Annotated in this window: 16 protein-coding genes and 1 pseudogene; 12 read left to right on the top strand and 5 right to left on the bottom strand. The window is 51.7% G+C overall.

The window, feature by feature from the left end:
• The first annotated feature begins 161 nt into the window (after positions 1-161).
• The gene (gene fucP / locus UC15_RS17645) at positions 162-1,400 is read left to right on the top strand and encodes an L-fucose:H+ symporter permease (protein ID WP_112289730.1); all 1,239 of its coding nucleotides are present in this window, start codon (positions 162-164) and stop codon (positions 1,398-1,400) included.
• 193 nt (positions 1,401-1,593) lie between these two features.
• A complete protein-coding gene (locus UC15_RS17640) occupies positions 1,594-2,799 on the top strand; it encodes an MFS transporter (protein ID WP_112289728.1) in 1,206 nt (401 codons plus the stop codon).
• Between the two features lie 47 nt (positions 2,800-2,846).
• Here UC15_RS17640 and UC15_RS17635 read toward each other — a convergent pair whose 3' ends face one another.
• Genes UC15_RS17635 through UC15_RS17625 form a run of 3 tightly spaced genes read right to left on the bottom strand, consistent with a single transcriptional unit; the run spans position 2,847 to position 4,286 of the window.
• Positions 2,847-3,557, bottom strand: a complete 711-nt coding sequence (locus UC15_RS17635) for a helix-turn-helix transcriptional regulator (protein WP_112289727.1) — start codon at positions 3,555-3,557, stop codon at positions 2,847-2,849.
• Entirely contained in the window at positions 3,554-3,946 is a 393-nt protein-coding gene (locus UC15_RS17630; RefSeq protein ID WP_112289725.1) for an amino acid-binding protein, read from the bottom strand. The genes UC15_RS17635 and UC15_RS17630 overlap by 4 nt, the downstream gene beginning before the upstream one ends.
• A complete protein-coding gene (locus tag UC15_RS17625) occupies positions 3,939-4,286 on the bottom strand; it encodes an antibiotic biosynthesis monooxygenase (RefSeq protein ID WP_112289723.1) in 348 nt (115 codons plus the stop codon). Before UC15_RS17625 ends, UC15_RS17630 begins: the two co-directional genes overlap by 8 nt.
• A 242-nt stretch (positions 4,287-4,528) precedes the next feature.
• On the opposite strand from UC15_RS17625, the gene UC15_RS17620 reads away from it, so the two are divergent.
• The 6 genes from UC15_RS17620 to UC15_RS17595 all read left to right on the top strand — a co-directional run bounded on the left by UC15_RS17620 (position 4,529) and on the right by UC15_RS17595 (position 11,591).
• The gene (locus UC15_RS17620; protein ID WP_112289722.1) at positions 4,529-5,512 is read left to right on the top strand and encodes a DUF1852 domain-containing protein; all 984 of its coding nucleotides are present in this window, start codon (positions 4,529-4,531) and stop codon (positions 5,510-5,512) included.
• A 28-nt stretch (positions 5,513-5,540) separates the two neighbouring features.
• Positions 5,541-6,572, top strand: a complete 1,032-nt coding sequence (locus UC15_RS17615; RefSeq protein WP_112289720.1) for a methionine synthase — start codon at positions 5,541-5,543, stop codon at positions 6,570-6,572.
• Between the two features lie 248 nt (positions 6,573-6,820).
• Positions 6,821-7,516 carry a molecular chaperone gene (locus tag UC15_RS17610; RefSeq protein ID WP_112289719.1) on the top strand — a complete coding sequence of 232 codons (696 nt, stop codon included), beginning with the start codon at positions 6,821-6,823 and terminating at the stop codon, positions 7,514-7,516.
• A 100-nt stretch (positions 7,517-7,616) separates the two neighbouring features.
• Entirely contained in the window at positions 7,617-8,189 is a 573-nt protein-coding gene (locus UC15_RS17605) for a fimbrial protein (protein WP_157961000.1), read from the top strand.
• Positions 8,190-8,292: 103 nt separating this feature from the next.
• On the top strand, positions 8,293-10,725 hold the full coding sequence (locus UC15_RS17600) for a fimbria/pilus outer membrane usher protein (protein ID WP_112289715.1): 2,433 nt from the start codon (positions 8,293-8,295) through the stop codon (positions 10,723-10,725).
• Positions 10,716-11,591: a hypothetical protein gene (locus UC15_RS17595; protein ID WP_112289713.1), complete on the top strand. Its 876-nt coding sequence runs from the start codon at positions 10,716-10,718 to the stop codon at positions 11,589-11,591. Before UC15_RS17600 ends, UC15_RS17595 begins: the two co-directional genes overlap by 10 nt.
• Here UC15_RS17595 and UC15_RS17590 read toward each other — a convergent pair.
• Positions 11,566-12,696, bottom strand: coding sequence for an HD-GYP domain-containing protein (locus tag UC15_RS17590; protein ID WP_112289711.1), 1,131 nt, complete (start codon positions 12,694-12,696; stop codon positions 11,566-11,568). The genes UC15_RS17595 and UC15_RS17590 overlap by 26 nt on opposite strands.
• 274 nt (positions 12,697-12,970) lie before the next feature.
• Between UC15_RS17590 and UC15_RS17585 the strand changes: the two genes are divergently transcribed.
• The 4 genes from UC15_RS17585 to UC15_RS25685 all read left to right on the top strand — a co-directional run bounded on the left by UC15_RS17585 (position 12,971) and on the right by UC15_RS25685 (position 15,250).
• Entirely contained in the window at positions 12,971-13,753 is a 783-nt protein-coding gene (locus tag UC15_RS17585; protein WP_112289710.1) for a winged helix-turn-helix domain-containing protein, read from the top strand.
• On the top strand, positions 13,750-14,241 hold the full coding sequence (locus UC15_RS17580) for a FidL-like protein (protein WP_112289708.1): 492 nt from the start codon (positions 13,750-13,752) through the stop codon (positions 14,239-14,241). The genes UC15_RS17585 and UC15_RS17580 overlap by 4 nt, the downstream gene beginning before the upstream one ends.
• A gap of 199 nt (positions 14,242-14,440) precedes the next feature.
• Entirely contained in the window at positions 14,441-15,007 is a 567-nt protein-coding gene (locus UC15_RS17575; RefSeq protein WP_112289707.1) for a YfaZ family outer membrane protein, read from the top strand.
• Between the two features lie 81 nt (positions 15,008-15,088).
• A complete protein-coding gene (locus UC15_RS25685; RefSeq protein ID WP_157960999.1) occupies positions 15,089-15,250 on the top strand; it encodes a hypothetical protein in 162 nt (53 codons plus the stop codon).
• 20 nt (positions 15,251-15,270) lie between these two features.
• On the opposite strand, the pseudogene msrA reads toward UC15_RS25685, so the two are convergent.
• Positions 15,271-15,998, bottom strand: a pseudogene (msrA, locus tag UC15_RS17570) (peptide-methionine (S)-S-oxide reductase MsrA).
• Positions 15,999-16,006: the final 8 nt, after the last annotated feature.

Below are 16,006 nucleotides of genomic sequence, written 5' to 3'. Positions count from 1 at the left end.
GGAGCAAAGCGAAACCTGACTCACCCCTGAGAATGGGAATGAGCAAAAGTAAAACTCCCTGCTATGAGGGAGTTAATCACGTTTTTCACGATATCTGACATAAAAAATCAGCCACCTGAGCTGAACCCCTACATGCGTCACCAGATACTGAGGAATACAACATGCTCGCCGATAAAACTGCCGCGCCCGCTTATGCGCAGCGCAAAACGACGTCCGGTTTCCGACTGGCGTTCATACTGGTCACCACGCTGTTTTTCCTGTGGGGTTTATCCTACGGGCTGCTGGATGTCCTGAATAAGCATTTCCAGGACGTGTTGCACGTCAATAAAGCCCAGTCCGGCCTGTTACAGGCCGCCTATTTCGGGGCGTATTTCATCATCGCCCTGCCCGCCGGTTTCTTCATGGACAGGTTCGGCTATAAAGCCGGGATCCTCGTCGGGTTATGCCTGTATGCACTGGGCGCGCTGTTGTTTGTCCCCGCCGCGTCTGCAGGCAGTTTTGGCATGTTCCTGTTCGCGCTGTTCGTGATTGCCCTGGGTCTGGGTTGTCTGGAAACCGCCGCTAACCCGTTCGCTACCGTCCTGGGTGACCCTGCCGGTGCGGAACGTCGCCTGAATCTTTCTCAGTCGTTTAACGGGTTAGGTCAGTTTATCGGCCCGATTATCGGCGGCTCGCTGTTCTTCTCCGCCACGCAAGGCACCACGGCGGATGGCCTGTCCTCGGTCAAAACTACTTACGTCGCTATCGCGGTGTTAGTGCTGCTGATCGCTTTCCTGTTCGGGCGCACCAAATTGCCGGACATCCGCGAGCAAAGTACGTCGGAAGATCACGGCATCGCGAAAGGATTGTGGCAGCACGGTCATTTTACCGGCGGCGTAATCGCACAATTTTTCTATGTCGCGGCACAGGTTGGCGTCGGTGCGTTCTTCATTAACTACACCACCGAACACTGGCACACGCTGTCGAATCAGAACGCCTCATACCTGTTGTCAGTCGGCATGATCAGCTTCATGGTCGGGCGTTTCTTCAGCACCTGGCTGATGGGCTTCGTCCGCCCTGCCACATTGCTGGTGATCTACGCCATCATCAATATTGTGCTGTGTGGCGTGGTGGTGGCGGGGATTGATAACGTCTCGGTGATTGCGCTGGTGGCGATTTTCTTCTTTATGTCGATCATGTTCCCGACCATTTTCGCCATGGGCGTCAAAAACATGGGCAAACAAACCAAACGCGCCAGCTCAGTGATGATCATGGCGATTGTCGGCGGCGCAGTGATGCCGTATCTGATGGGTGCGATTGCCGACCATTACAACACCGCCGTTTCCTACGCCCTGCCAATGGTGTGCTTCGCCGTGGTACTGATTTATGCCTTGAAACAACGAGCGAAAGCCGCTCTCTGAGGAGAGTGGTAATACAAACACTCTGACTGCCATACCTCACCAAATTCCCTCCTCAATGCCTTTCGGCGTTAAGGGGGGACTGCAACGCTGAAATCCACGCACTGAGCTTTAACATTTCTGTCATCCCGGAGTGGAAAATCCTGCTTATACTTCATCGCGTATGAAACTGGTTATTAACGTTGAAGGGTAAAATATGTCGATTCGTTCATTGCAGGCACTGTGTTTAACCAGTTTTTTTATTGCGGATGTTCGTGACGGGCTGGGGCCTTTTCTGGGGATATTTCTGACGCAACGTCACTGGCAGCCCGATGATATCGGATTGCTGATGACTGCCGGCGGTGTGGCAGGTTTGCTGGCGACGCTGCCTGCGGGTTTTATTACTGACGCATCGAAAAACAAGCGTCTGATTCTGTCGTTATTGTGCGTACTGATCACCGGCACGACACTCCTGCTGTGGTTCAGTCAGGCAAATGCCGTGGTGGCGTTTTCGCAGATCGTGAGCGGAATATGTGCTGCTTTTGTCGGTCCGCTGATAACCGGCATCACGCTGGGTCTGACCGGGCAAAAAGGCTTTAGCGCGCAGATGGGCAAAAATGAGGCGTTTAACCATGGCGGGAATTTTATCACCGCGCTGATTGCCGGAGGGATCGCCTGGTACTGGGGCATCGGTGGTATTTTCATCCTCATGACCTGCACCATGCTGTTAACGCTCATCGCGCTGACGGGCATTCGCAGCAGCGATATAGATGATAATGCGGCGCGTGGTCTGGAGTCCGGCGCATCTGCGCAAGTTCCCGACTTCTCGGTGCTGGCTAAAAATAAACCGCTTCTGATAACGGGTCTGACATTGCTGCTGTTTCATCTGGCGAATGCGGCGCTGTTGCCGATGCTCAGCATGAGAGTGGCTGCGGCACCCGGCGCCGTCAATCCCGGCCTGTATGCCGCTGCAACAGTAATTATTTCTCAGCTGGTGATGATCCCGGTGGCAATCTGGACCGCAGGGCGCATCGACAGAGTCGGCTACTGGCGGCTTATTATGTTGGCTTTGTTGGTCATGCCCGTCAGGGCTGCGCTGGCGGCGAGTTCTGCCGCGCCCTTAATGATGGTGCCGGTGCAAATACTTGATGGCGTCGCCGCTGGCGTACTGGGAGTGGTAGTGCCCAGCTTTATCGTGGTGCTGCTGCGCGGAAATGGTCACGTGAATGCGGGACAAAGCGTGGTGATGCTGATGCAAGGCGTCGGTGCGGCCATGAGCCCGGCCCTGACCGGTATGATTGCGGGTCATTACTCTTTTGCTACGGCGTTTAGCGTTTTGAGCGTGATCGCACTGACGGCGCTGCTGATCTGGTGGCGGTACGCCCCGTTACTTTCACCACCATCTTGTAGGGAGACCCGCTGAATCTTCCGTCGTGCCGGGCAAATAAAACGGGATCATAACCGGCGGGATCAGGTCAGATTCACACCAAACAGGCGGCTCAGAGCCACTCTGCCGCCGCCTGTCACGGTCACTTCACGATAGCCCGGCGTGCGTGTTATCCACTCTTTTTGCAGTAACAGCGTCATCAATGCCTGCCCTGCATCCCCGCCCAGATGAAAACGTCTTTCACTCCAGTCCAGACAAGGACAGCAAGCCTTACGACGCGGACGCGGATCAAGCACTGCGCCAATCCGTTGAAAATGCGCTTTTCCTTCGGATGTCAGCGCATTACCGTCAGGCTCAAGCCATCGCTCACGAAGCATAAAATCATAGATTTTTACCGCCAGTTCTCCTGCCAGATGGTCGTAACAGGTTCGTGCGTAACGCAGAACGACCGGCGTGCCGGGCGTAAAAGAACGGTGACTGCGCATAGAAACGCCCATCAGATTTTCCAGCAGTCCGGCGATATGATGTCCCGCCAGACTGTAATACCGGTGGCGTCCCTGCGTCAGGCAAATCACCAGCCCGTTGCTGAGCAGCCGGGTAAGATGTCCGCTGGTCGTGGAGGCAGCGATGCCCGCCACCGCACTGAGCTCTGTCGCTGTCCATGCACGCCCGTCCATCAGCGCGCACAAAATACTGACCCTCGACGGGTCAGAGATGGCGGAAGCGACCAGTGACATGGATTTTTCAAGAGAATCATCCGGCTCACTGTCGTATTCGGTATGAAGAAAATTCATGCAGAGTGTATTGCCCATTGTTGGGTGACTTCTGCCGCCCGGATATCGTCATCCGTCAGCAGAATAAGCCGGTTATCGTGATCGCTATACTGTACCAGAATGTTAATGCCAGCCTGGGCCAGAGTCTGGGCGATTTCGCCCAGTTCGCCCGGCTGTTTCTGGGGTAATTTCCTGATCAGCGGACGTGACAGGTTTCTCACGTTAAAACCTGCGTCAGTCAGCACCTGACGGGCTTTCTCGCCATCTTCTATCAGGAAATGCGCGTGCGTGGCTTCCGGCGTGGTAAATACTCCGCCGCCTTCCAGACCCACGCCGTTGAGACCGAGAACGCGTCCGAATGAAGCCAGCGAACCTGAAGTATTATCGAGAATAACGTGAATGTCATACATGCGGATGCGCTCCTTTACCAGACGGCTGGTGGGAAGATTTGTCGGAAGAATAGTCACGAAAGACACGGGCAACGCGAATTCTGTAGTATGAAAAAATCGACTGTTTGCCCTCTTTCTGGGCGGCCATATGCATCAGATTTTGTTTCCATCCGGCAACCGACTCTTCATCTTCCCACCACGACAAAGAAAGAATTTTCCCGGACGTGCTCAGGCTCTGGAACCGTTCAATAGAGATAAATCCCGGCGTGTCCGACAACAACGGCTTCAGCTCTGCCGCCAGCTCAAGGTAGCGCTCACGCGCTTCGGGTACTGCGTCTGCCTCGAAAAGTACTGCGATCATCTTTGTTCTCCCTCATGAATTTCACGCAGCTTAATACCGGTAAAAAGGGGATGCTTCGGTCAGCACCGAAGTATGTCGGTGACGCAAATTCAGGATCATGAACTTTGTTCATGTTCAGTGAATTTATATCACTTTTTTTCACTCAATGACTCAGGCATAAAAGAGTCATCGCGATTCACCCTTAAAATATGAAGACTACTGAAATAATGTAGGTTTTTCAGCAGCCGGGACACCTGATAAAAATGAAAAAAGAAATTACATTCACTATTAAGAGCATTCGTTTCGACGAAGATTATAACCCCTCGGAAAATACGCGTATTACGACTAACTTTGCCAATCTGGCGAGGGGCGAAAAACGTCAGGAAAACCTGCGCAACACTTTAGTGATGATTAATAATCGCTTCAATTCTCTGGCGCACTGGGACAACCCAACCAGTGACCGCTACGCCGTTGAACTGGACATCATCACCGCTCAGTTGAATATCAGCAGTGAAGGAGAATCCGACGCCTTCCCGGTGATTGAAATATTAAAAACCAATATCGTCGATAAAAAAACCAACGAACGTTATGCAGGCATTCTGGGAAATAATTTCTCCTCGTATGTCCGTGATTATGATTTCAGTGTTGTACTGCCTGAGCATAATAAGGACAAAGCCGGATTCAGCCTGCCGGAGAATTTTGGCGTATTACACGGTGATATCTTTAAGCGTTTTATTACTTCAGATACCTACAAACAGTATTTTAATAAGACACCGGTTATCTGCCTGAGCGTCTCAAGTAAAAACACCTATTACCGTACCGGTAATCAACATCCTGTATTAGGCATCGAATATCAGCAGGATGAGCCTTCCCTGACGGATGAATATTTCGCCAAAATGGGACTGCGCGCCCGATACTTCATGCCTGAAAACAGCGTTGCGCCGCTGGCGTTCTACTTCAGTGGCGATTTGCTAAGTGATTACACCAATCTTGAGCTGATCAGCACCATCAGCACGATGGAGACTTTCCAGAAGATTTATCGCCCTGAGATCTACAACGCGAATTCACCGGCGGGTAAACAGTATCAGCCGAGTTTGAATTTCCAGGATTATTCATTAACCCGGATTGTTTATGACCGGGAAGAACGTAGCCAGCTGGCTGTTGAACAGGGCAAGTTTACTGAAGAGCAATTTATTAAACCTTACCAAACTGTTCTTAAACAATGGACTGCTGAACCCGTTCTCTGATTTACCAAAAAATATAAGGTCACCTGTGATGAAAAAATTATTACCGACATCGACTGCGGGCAGTTTACCGAAGCCCTCCTGGATTGCGCAGCCAGAGACACTCTGGTCGCCATGGAAACTGGAAGGTCAGGAATTAGTTGACGGCAAACTCGATGCGCTGCGTTTATGTCTGGAAGATCAACAACAGGCCGGTATTGATATCGTCAGCGATGGCGAGCAAACGCGTCAGCATTTTGTCACCACGTTTATCGAGCATCTTGAGGGCGTGGATTTCGAGAAGCGTGAAATCGTTAAGATCCGCAACCGCTATGAAGCGAGTGTGCCGACTGTTGTCGGCCCGGTGAGTCGTAAGAAGTCTGTGTTTGTCGAAGATGCGAAGTTTTTACGCAAGCAAACCTCGCAGCCGATCAAATGGGCCCTGCCGGGACCTATGACCATGATCGACACGCTCTATGACAATCACTATAAAAGCCGCGAAAAACTCGCCTGGGAATTCGCTAAAATTCTCAATGAAGAAGCTAAAGAGTTAGAGGCGGCGGGCGTCGATATCATCCAGTTCGATGAACCAGCCTTTAACGTGTTCTTCGATGAAGTCAATGACTGGGGTATCGCCACGTTAGAAAGAGCTATCGAAGGGCTGAAGTGCGAAACGGCTGTCCACATCTGCTACGGCTACGGCATCAAAGCCAACACCGACTGGAAGAAAACGCTGGGCACAGAGTGGAGACAGTACGAAGAGATCTTCCCGAAACTGCAAAAATCTAATATCGATATAATCTCGCTGGAATGCCATCACTCGCATGTTCCGATGGAACTGATGGAGCTTATCCGCGGTAAAAAGGTGATGGTTGGTGCCATTGACGTGGCCACCAATACTATCGAAACCCCGGAAGAAGTTGCCGCGACGCTGCGTAAAGCGCTGCAGTTTGTCGATGCCGACAAGCTTTATCCGTGCACTAACTGCGGCATGATCCCGTTACCGCGCGGCGTTGCGCGTGGCAAGCTGGATGCGTTAAGCGCCGGTGCAGAAATCGTTCGTAAGGAACTGCTGGCGAAATAACAACACCGGATAGCAGAATACAGTCCAGGCTGGCGATCGGTTCGATCGCCAGCCGCCCCGATATTATTATTTACATCCCAATCCCTGATTTCCCCCCTGCGCTTTACATTGCATTCCGTTCATTTTCATCTCTGTAACACCGCTGAATATCACCCCCCTCCGTTTATATTTCGTTGAACATTCAAACCTATAATCATCACAACAGTGTGTAAAACACCTTAAGTAAATTTTATAATTTCGGAAATATAATGAACGTTAAAATGGCCGTCAGACTTTCAGCCGCTGCCCTGATTTATTTGATGCCTTTTTATTGCCTGGCATCTTTGGTTTTGGATGAAACCCGTGTGATATACCCGGAAGCCGATCCGCAGGAATCGGTGAAAGTCGATAATCCCACTTCCCTCAATTTTCTGGCACAGGCGTGGATTGAAGATGAGCACGGACGTGAGGAACAACATTTTACGGTCTATCCGCCCTTATCAAGGATTAACGCCAACAGTACCAGCTCGGTGCGCATTGAGAAGATAGACAGCGAGAAACTTCCGGCGGATCGTGAAACACTGATGTGGCTGAATATCAAGGAAATTCCCCAGCGACAGAAGGCTGATGGTCCGCAACTGGTGGTGGCTTTCAAAAGCCGCATCAAGATTTTATACCGCCCGAAAAGCATTGATCCCGAACTGCATGAAAGCTTTACCAAAATGACCTGGCAGACGTTACCCGGAAAACTGATTGTCTCTAACCCGACGCCTTACAATATTACTTTCGATAAAGTCTGGGATGGTGCGATGAATAATCCGGCCAATGAATTGCCCGCAAATATGGTAGCTCCTTTCTCCTCATTGACTATTTCCGTGCCTGCCGGGAAAACAGTTCATACCGTTTATTACGACATTATCAATGACTTTGGCGGGCTGTCAGAAATTCAACACGTCTCTTTATAACAGGCGTTACTCTCGTAAGTAATAACTATTATCAGAGTGAATACTTCCCATCGGGAAGTGGATATTTATGTTCTCAGTAAATAACAAAGGCAAGGAAAAAATGTTTACCCGAAATAAAATGGCATGTGCTCTGGCATTCTCGTTATTACCTTTTATCAACACGGCAATGGCGGATGATACAGCCGCTAACTCGGTTGAAATCCAGTTCAATGGTCAGGTCAAAGCCCCGACCTGCACTATTAACGACAACACGTCTCACTCTGTGGTGTTACCGGAAATCAATTTGCAAAAGGTTGAGGCACTCACCACCGGTCAGGCAACAGCCGATCAGCAAAAGCGCTTCCAGATTAATGTCAGTTGCGCCACTAAAGCCACCGAGAACGACATTCAACTGACCATCGAAGGTAACAGCGCCAGCGCGACGCCTGAGGTGCTTTCCAACAGCAGCAATGATGCGGAAAGTGCGCACGGTGTCGGTTTCGAGTTGTTCAGTGAACAGGATCAGAACACGCCATTGCAGGTGAACAGCGTGGTTCCGGCCAGTGATTACATTGACCGCCTCAATCAGGGCGATGACAACATCAATTTTATCGTGGAATACGCGAAACAGGACGCCACTGTCACGGCCGGAAATGTCACCTCCAGCGCGACGTTTGCGTTCACTTATAAATAGTCTTCAAGGATATAAAACCTATTAACGGAAATAGCGTCTGGCGCACCTCACTACTTCACCGTCAGACGCTACCGGGCCGCAAGGCCCGGATCCCGCCATCGTTATGAAAATCGTCCCGTGTTGTCTCATCCTTTTTCCGATATCCGCAGCCCATTGTTCGCGGGCTTACGGTGACGACTTTGATCTGTCACTGATGGAGAAAATGGACAACTTACGCGGCGTTGACACGTCAGTACTGCTCAAAGGCAGCCAGATGCTGGCCGGTGATTATCCGGTTGCCTTGCTGATCAATAGCGAAGAATTTGGACAGATTACGCTACCTTTTCGTTTAACGCAGGGTTCTGTCCAGCCGGTATTTACCGCCGTGCAGCTAAAAGCACGCGGAATTGCCACCGACCATGCCCCTGCGGGGCTGCATCCGCTGGCCGCATTTGTTGATAACGCCAGTGTCACTTACGACGCAGGCAGTGAGAAACTTTCCCTGACGGTGCCCCAGGCCAGGCTGACGCCACCTTCCGGCGATATCGCCCCGCAGCAGGAGTGGAACGCCGGGCTCAATGCCGCCCGGATCAATTACAACCTCAATCTGCAACGCGACACGGGCGGTCAGAGTCAGAATACCCACAGCGTCAGTTCAACCTTTAATAATGGCCTCAATCTGGGCAACTGGCGCCTGCGCAACGACGGTTATTTCCGCTATCAGCGTGGTCAGAGCGGCCATTATCAGAGCAGTTCCAGTTATCTCACCCGCGATATCGCCGCGCTGAAAAGCACCTTTCGCGGCGGGGATTTTTTTACCAACGGCAAGATTTTTTCATCGGTTTCCCTGCGCGGTATAACCCTGTATTCCAGCGAAGACATGCGTCCCGATAACCAGCGTTTTTTCATGCCTGCGATCAGCGGCACTGCCCGCACTAATGCCACGGTAGTGATCCGCCAGAACGGCTTTGTTATCGATCAGCGTCGCGTCACGCCCGGCCCGTTTGCTATCCGTGATGTGCACAGCGCCAGCAGCTCCGGCGATCTGGAAATCAGCGTGAATGAAACCGACGGCAGCGTTCAGCATTTTACGCAGGCTTTTAATGCTATCGCCGCCCTTTTACCGCCGGGGGTGTTCAGTTACGAACTCTCCGCCGGGCGCTATCGCAGCAGCGGCGCGGGTTCGCTGACGCCCTCGCTCTATCAGGCCAGCGGATTTTATGGCCTGAATAACACCTTCACTTTGCTGGCCGGGCAGCAAATGGCCAGCCGTGACGCGTTCCGCTATCAGAACAGCGGCGGCGGATTAGGTGCCAATCTGCCGTTGCTCGGCGGGATGTCGGTATTGCTTAAGCGCAGCGAAACAAGTGCCACCACGACGAACGATGCAGCGCGACAGGGAAAGCAACTGGAAACGCTGTTAGTGCGCACGCTTAATCAAACGCAAAGCACCCTGAGCCTGAGCTGGAAACACAAGTACAGCGCAGATTATCAGGAAGTCAGCGACGCAATCGGCACTGCGCAGCACAGCGCGGGCAGCCTGGCGTATCACGATCAATACAACGTGCAGCTCGACCAGAGTGTTGAGTCGCTGACCCTGCTGCTGCGTTATACGCAAGACCGTACATGGAACGGTAAAAAGCAGCACAGCTCACGCATCGGTCTCACCATGAGTCGCTGGCAATCTCAGTTTCAGATTTACTACACGCATCAGCGCGATCTTCGCGGCAGCATCGATAACAGCCTGACGTTAAATGTCCAGATCCCGCTCGGCGAATCGCAAAACCATCGCGCTGGCTTTAACTCCCTGACCGGCTCACACGGCAGCAGCCAGCAAACAGCGTCCCTGAACGGCTCGTTTCTTGACGATAATCAGTTAAGTTACGACGCCAGTATCTCCACCCAGGGAGCGGACAATTCCTCAAACTTATCCGGTGCTTACAGTGGTTCAGCCGGACTGGTGAGCGCCGGGTTGTCTCAGGGCACAGGGTATCAGCAAACCCTGATCGGCCTTCAGGGCGGCGTACTGGTTCATCATCACGGCATCACGCTCAGCCAGCCGCTGGGCGATACCGTGGTGCTGGTGCATACGCCGCATACCCGCGATTTGAAAATTGAGAACAATCAGAATGTGTATACCGATCGCTGGGGTAATGCCGTCGTGCCTTACGCGGTGCCATACCGGGTGAACGATGTCGGGCTCGATCCCAGTTCGTTGAATAAACAGATTGATGTGCCTTCTGCTGTGGAAAGAGTCGTACCCACGCAGGGCGCCATCGTCGAAGCGGACTTTAATGCACGCCGTCATGACCGGCGCTTCGCCAGAATATCCGACAGCCACCGTCATCCGCTGCCTTTTGGCGTCAGCGTTCAGGATGCCAGTCAGTCCCCCATGGGCACCGGCGGCGCGGCCGGCGTGCTGCTGGCCGATTTCACTCACCGCCGCTGGCCGCTGACGGTCAGCCGTAACGGCCATGTGCTGTGCCACATTGCGCAACCCTCCGCTTCCTCGGCGCCCTCTGACACATCAACATTATGGAAATTATCATGCCTGTAACCCATCGTACTGCCCTGCTGCTGCTCTCTCTTTGTGCTGCGCTGTCGGGGATTTCGCCCGTCTATGCCGGATCCGGCGGCCTGATGTTATTCAAAGGCGGCACCCTGGCGGTGAAACAAATGCAGACCAACGGCAGCCTGCTGGCAACACTGCCCGCCAGCACATTCAGCGGTACAAATCTTTCCGGGGAAAACCTTCAGGTTGCGATCACGCAGGCCTCATGGGATGAAAATCGGGGGATTTATCAGAGCGGCATTCCGGGCATTGGTTTTAGTTTTTGCACGGAAGATGGCGGAGAGTGCCTGCTGAATGGCAAGTCTTTTTCAGGCGACATATTGAGTCAGCGGATGCGTAATTTCGCCGTCAGGCTGTACAAAACAGGTGACGTCACGGCGGGTGATTACACCTTGCCCGCGCTGCTGACGCTCAGTCATCAGGGCACCCCGCTGGTGACGGTCGGGCTAAGTGCGCTGCGCGTCAATGTCAGCCAGTGCAGCGTCACCCGAGACAATCTGCGGGTCAGATTCCCGGATGCCACACTCGGAAACCGCACCCTGCTGTCGGCGGTGAGTTTCCATCTGCCGGTCGTCTGCAAAAATGCAGCAGATTATGACAACATCGCCATCCATTTCAGTTTCAGCGGCGCACGTCATGACGCACAGCACATTGAAACCGGTTTGCCGGGCATCGCCCTGAGTGTGAAAAATGAGGCGGGAAGGTATGTTGATTTCAGCGCCGCCGCCAGCGATCCGCATGCCCTGTTTCATGAAACAAGTTACGTAGCCGAACTGACCCGCAATGCCCGCGAAAAGGCGCAGGCCGGGGAATTCAATGTCAGTATTACAGCAGAAGTGGAGATGCGCTGAGCATAGTCTCTCCGGCGGCCTTAACATCGGCATGCAACGCACCGACCACTTCAGCATCCAGCCCGCCGCATTCTGCGGTTTTCTGCATGATGCTGAAGCATTTTTCCGGAGAGCAGGCTGTTTTGTATGAGCGGGCTTCGCGCAGTGCGGCGTAGCAATCGGCGACTGAAATAATGCGTGGACCGAGATCGAGCTGAACACCGCGCAGGTGGAAGGGGTAGCCCTTTCCGTCCGGTCGCTCATGATGAAAACTCGCCATGCGGGCAATGTCATGCATACCGGAAATGCGCGAAAGAATTTTCCAGGTGAACTGCGGGTGAATGTGGATCTGACGGCGTTCGGAATCTGTCAGCGCCGATGTTTTGGTGAGCAACACGGCGGGAACGACCAGTTTGCCCAGGTCATGCAGTAAACCCGCGACGCGGATGCGCAGCACGCCTTTTTTGGAAAACCCGTACATTTGCGCAAGCCTGCCAGCAATGTCCGCTACCACTACGGAATGTTGTGCGGCTGAACGACAATGCTGATCAATGACCGCTGCCAGCAGGGAAGACAAGGCGGTGAGTTCGTGGTCAGTCAGCACGGTTCCCGCAAACGGTGAAAAGGACGCGGCAGTATTGATCAACGTGGCGGAGGCAAGCTCTGCCCAGAATTCTTTTTCCAGACCCAGCTCACGTAAAGCGAGAATGTCGTCGAGCTGATAACGGGAACCGATGGAATCGCACAATGTTTCAATCGCGTGTGACGGGTAGTGGCCGCGGGGGTATTCATGAAGCGCCAGTAAATCCAGATTATCGGCCAGATCAAGCAGGCGACTTTCCGGATGCCGTTGCCCTCTTGCGGCGATGAGGCCTGCGCTGCCAGCCAGCAAAGGAATGTTTGCGATTCGCCTGACACAATCTTGCGGGGTATGCGCGCCGTGGCTGATATCTCGCAAAAGTGCAGCAATGAAAAGGCGCTTTTGCACCAGCGGACTGAACCGCCGCTGACGGGCAATATTCATCACGATATAGGCACGCCGCACGCCGCGGTGTCCGTTTTCAGGACTTAACAAATCCAGCGCAGATGAAAATCCAATAAGAAAGTCTGTAAAGGTAATATCCACGTCACCACTCCGCTCAGTTAACGATGCGAGCAGGAAAACGCATTTCGACGTGACAGACAATTTAATTACAAAAAGTGGGTATATATAGATTTTTATTCCTGCATGAGACAAATAAGCAACATAATAATGTGCTTTTTGCAGCAGAAAGCTGAGAGTTTTACATATCCCCGGTTCAGATCCGGCAGGCAAAAATTAGCTTGTATACTATTAATCTGAAACGCTTTTTAATTCCGACAAGGTTTTAAGTAGTTTTACTCATTTCAATCAGGGCAAGATGAAATATCTTATTGATAAAACAATAGAATTTAATTCAGACGATGGCACACTGTATTATCCGTCCAGTCAGGATGTCATTAAACTGACTCTTCCGGCGGCACGTCTGCTGGAAGAGTTTCTTTCATCAGAAGGACGGGATCTGACGCGGGAATATCTGCTCGAAACCGTCTGGGACAATCACGGTCTGCAGGCTTCGGGCAATAATCTAAATCAGTACGTGAGTATTGTCCGCCGCAATCTGGCGATATTTGATTGCCACGAACTGATCGTTACCCTGCCGAAAGTCGGTTTTAAACTCAACCCGGCAGTCAGTGTGCGACGCCTTGAAACGGTGCCGCCTGTGGAACCGGCCTCTGTCACTCCGCTTGCGGTACTGCCGCCAATACCTGCTGCTTTATCTGCACCTGTCAAACCTGCCCGGCGCGTCCTTTTTATCCTGCTCTGCCTGCTGGTTCTGGCTGGCGTGTCAATGAGTGCATGGAAATACGGAGATGCCACCAACGGCATCACTGAAATAAAACAACCTGACACTGGTTGCGATATTATTTTCCTGAAAGATATTTCGGATGATGAGAAACCTGCGGTGCTTGAGCGGGTTAGCCACACGCTGAAAGTCAATAATCTGACGTGCAATAAAGGCAATGTCATCATCTATAACAGCGAGTTATCTTATTCGTATCAAAACAATGCCAGAACGCTGCTGTCTTTATGCACCCTTGGCAATAATAAAGAAATTATTTCGTGTGATAACTTCTATCACTATAAGTGGGTCGGCCAATGATCATGATTAAGAAGAAGTGGTTCTATACATCCGTTATCGCGGTTTGTATTATCGCGGGGGGCATGTTGTATTTATGGCCATCTAAAGATATTCCGACTTTAAAATGTAAAGCTTTCGGCAAAGTGAATATGGATATTGAGCAGGGACAACTGGTTTTTTCCGTTGTGGAAAGCCTGCAATTTTACGATAAGAACAAGGGCATTATTCAGTACGAGGGAGATGTGAAATCGGCTAAAGGCAGTACATATCTTGAACGTACTGTTTATCTCAGCCATGGCGTTAAAGTCGATAATAAGACCTATCATTTCACCATTGATAAAGTCACACCGTCACCTTTAGACACCACACCAGATGCTGATTTCGACCAGATGTGGCTGGAAAATACCGGTGATAACGCCTCTCTGAACATCGGCGTCAGGCGGATCCGTGACCAGGCATACGTGGTCAGCAGCACGTATTCGCCGCAATTCGTCTGTGTCGCGTATTGAAGCCAGCCTCATGTTCCAGGTTAATTATCTAATTAATTAAAATATTAAAGGATAAAAACCTATTTATCACATCATCTGACATATAAATTGATGCTGGCTGTGCCTGAGTGTGTGATAGCTCCTCACGGACGGAACATCCGTCTGACGGCAGAACGGCAAAGACCGCTCGGAGCCGAACACTTAATCAACAGGTAAACAAATGCGTAAGAACACAATCAAACTGACTGTCGCTGGCAGTGTAATGGCCGTATTTTTGGCTTTCTCAGGCCAGACTCAGGCTGTTGAACTCGGTGCAAAAGCGGGCACAGATTTCACTGAACTAAACGCCGGCATGGGTCGTCAGACATCGGGCCTGTATATCGACGGTAACTGGGCGAAGAACACCAAAAATGGTCGTCAGATCGGCGGTGCGGCCACAGGCTTTAATATTCCTGTTGGCCCGGCAATGATTAATCTGGGTGCAAAAGCCCTTTACATGCAGGGTTCAACGTCTGATAACGAAGGTGTTGCATTTCCCGTCGGCGGCGGTATTACCGTCCCCTTCACCGATAGCCTGGCATTTTATGCCGAGGGTTACAGTGCACCAGATGCATTAAGCAATCGTGTGAAATCTTATACCGAAGCGGATGCCGGATTCAGCTGGGTACCGTTTGCACCTGTGAAAGTCAAAGCTGGCTACCGTTATATCGGCCTTGACGGAACAGCAGGGAATCCTAATGAGCGCATCATTGATGGCGCATATTTAGGCGCTGAGATGGATTTCTGATTTAACATTTAATTTCCTGCGAAGAGTGCATATTCCATTTTTAGGGAAGGTGCTCTCTTCTCTATTTTTCAGGGTGTAAGAATGAAAGCCTTATTACGTCTGGTAATCTCCGCCATATTATTATTTTCACTGACCGGATGTGTGATGGCGGGTCCTCACGGCCACCACCACGATCCTCATCATGATCATGCGCATCATCATCAGCCGATGCCGTCAAAAAACGGCCATCATCACGGCCGTTGATACCGTTGATACTAAGCGGGCTACTGCTTCACCAGCGCCGGTTGTTCACGATAATCCGCCGGGAAATGCTGTTTCAAATCTTTTATTTTCGGCAGATCGTTCACCACAATGTACGGATAGTCCGGGTTATCGTTTAAGAAGTTTTGGTGATAAGCCTCAGCCGGATAAAAGTGTGCATTGTTTTCCACTTTCGTCACCAGCGGTTCGCTGTAACTGTGGCTGGCATCGAGCTGGGCAATGTACGCTTTTGCCACTTCCGCTGCGCCTGATTAAGCGGGAAAACCGCCGAGCGATACTGACTGCCGGTATCCGGTCCCTGACGGTTTAACTCCGTCGGGTTATGCCCTACCGAGAAGAAAATGTGCAGCAATTCGCCGTAAGTCACCTGAGTCGGGTCAAACGTCACTTTCACAGATTCTGCATGGCCGGTATCGCCGGTACTCACCTGTTCATAACTCGCCGTTTGTGCCTCGCCTCCGGCATACCCCGACACCGCGCTGGTCACGCCTTTCACATGCTGAAACACGCCCTGAATCCCCCAGAAACAGCCACCGGCAAACAGCGCCGTTTCGCTGTGCGACGTTCGCGCAGGCTCATCTTTTGCCGGTGCCGGGATCACCACCGCCGGTTCTGCGCCACCGCCCCACGACCAGGCGTTATTTTGAAAGGCAAAGGCTGAAGCCAGCACCAGTCCGGCGATCAGGCTGTAATTTCGCAAGCTGCGCACTTTTTTAGATGCATTTTTCATTGTGAATG

Origin of the sequence: Rahnella sp. AN3-3W3 (assembly GCF_003263545.1) — a bacterium.
In the GTDB taxonomy this organism is placed as follows: Bacteria; Pseudomonadota; Gammaproteobacteria; order Enterobacterales; family Enterobacteriaceae; genus Rahnella; species Rahnella variigena.
Note: the sequence above shows the minus strand (reverse complement) of the source record. Positions and strands in the feature narration are given on the sequence as shown.

Coding starts and splice junctions, on each gene's coding strand:
- fucP (WP_112289730.1), top strand. CDS start 162: ATGCTCGCCGATAAAACTGCCGCGCCCGCTTATGCGCAGCGCAAAACG.
- UC15_RS17640 (WP_112289728.1), top strand. CDS start 1,594: ATGTCGATTCGTTCATTGCAGGCACTGTGTTTAACCAGTTTTTTTATT.
- UC15_RS17635 (WP_112289727.1), bottom strand. CDS start 3,557: ATGAATTTTCTTCATACCGAATACGACAGTGAGCCGGATGATTCTCTT.
- UC15_RS17630 (WP_112289725.1), bottom strand. CDS start 3,946: ATGTATGACATTCACGTTATTCTCGATAATACTTCAGGTTCGCTGGCT.
- UC15_RS17625 (WP_112289723.1), bottom strand. CDS start 4,286: ATGATCGCAGTACTTTTCGAGGCAGACGCAGTACCCGAAGCGCGTGAG.
- UC15_RS17620 (WP_112289722.1), top strand. CDS start 4,529: ATGAAAAAAGAAATTACATTCACTATTAAGAGCATTCGTTTCGACGAA.
- UC15_RS17615 (WP_112289720.1), top strand. CDS start 5,541: ATGAAAAAATTATTACCGACATCGACTGCGGGCAGTTTACCGAAGCCC.
- UC15_RS17610 (WP_112289719.1), top strand. CDS start 6,821: ATGAACGTTAAAATGGCCGTCAGACTTTCAGCCGCTGCCCTGATTTAT.
- UC15_RS17605 (WP_157961000.1), top strand. CDS start 7,617: ATGTTTACCCGAAATAAAATGGCATGTGCTCTGGCATTCTCGTTATTA.
- UC15_RS17600 (WP_112289715.1), top strand. CDS start 8,293: ATGAAAATCGTCCCGTGTTGTCTCATCCTTTTTCCGATATCCGCAGCC.
- UC15_RS17595 (WP_112289713.1), top strand. CDS start 10,716: ATGCCTGTAACCCATCGTACTGCCCTGCTGCTGCTCTCTCTTTGTGCT.
- UC15_RS17585 (WP_112289710.1), top strand. CDS start 12,971: ATGAAATATCTTATTGATAAAACAATAGAATTTAATTCAGACGATGGC.
- UC15_RS17580 (WP_112289708.1), top strand. CDS start 13,750: ATGATCATGATTAAGAAGAAGTGGTTCTATACATCCGTTATCGCGGTT.
- UC15_RS17575 (WP_112289707.1), top strand. CDS start 14,441: ATGCGTAAGAACACAATCAAACTGACTGTCGCTGGCAGTGTAATGGCC.
- UC15_RS25685 (WP_157960999.1), top strand. CDS start 15,089: ATGAAAGCCTTATTACGTCTGGTAATCTCCGCCATATTATTATTTTCA.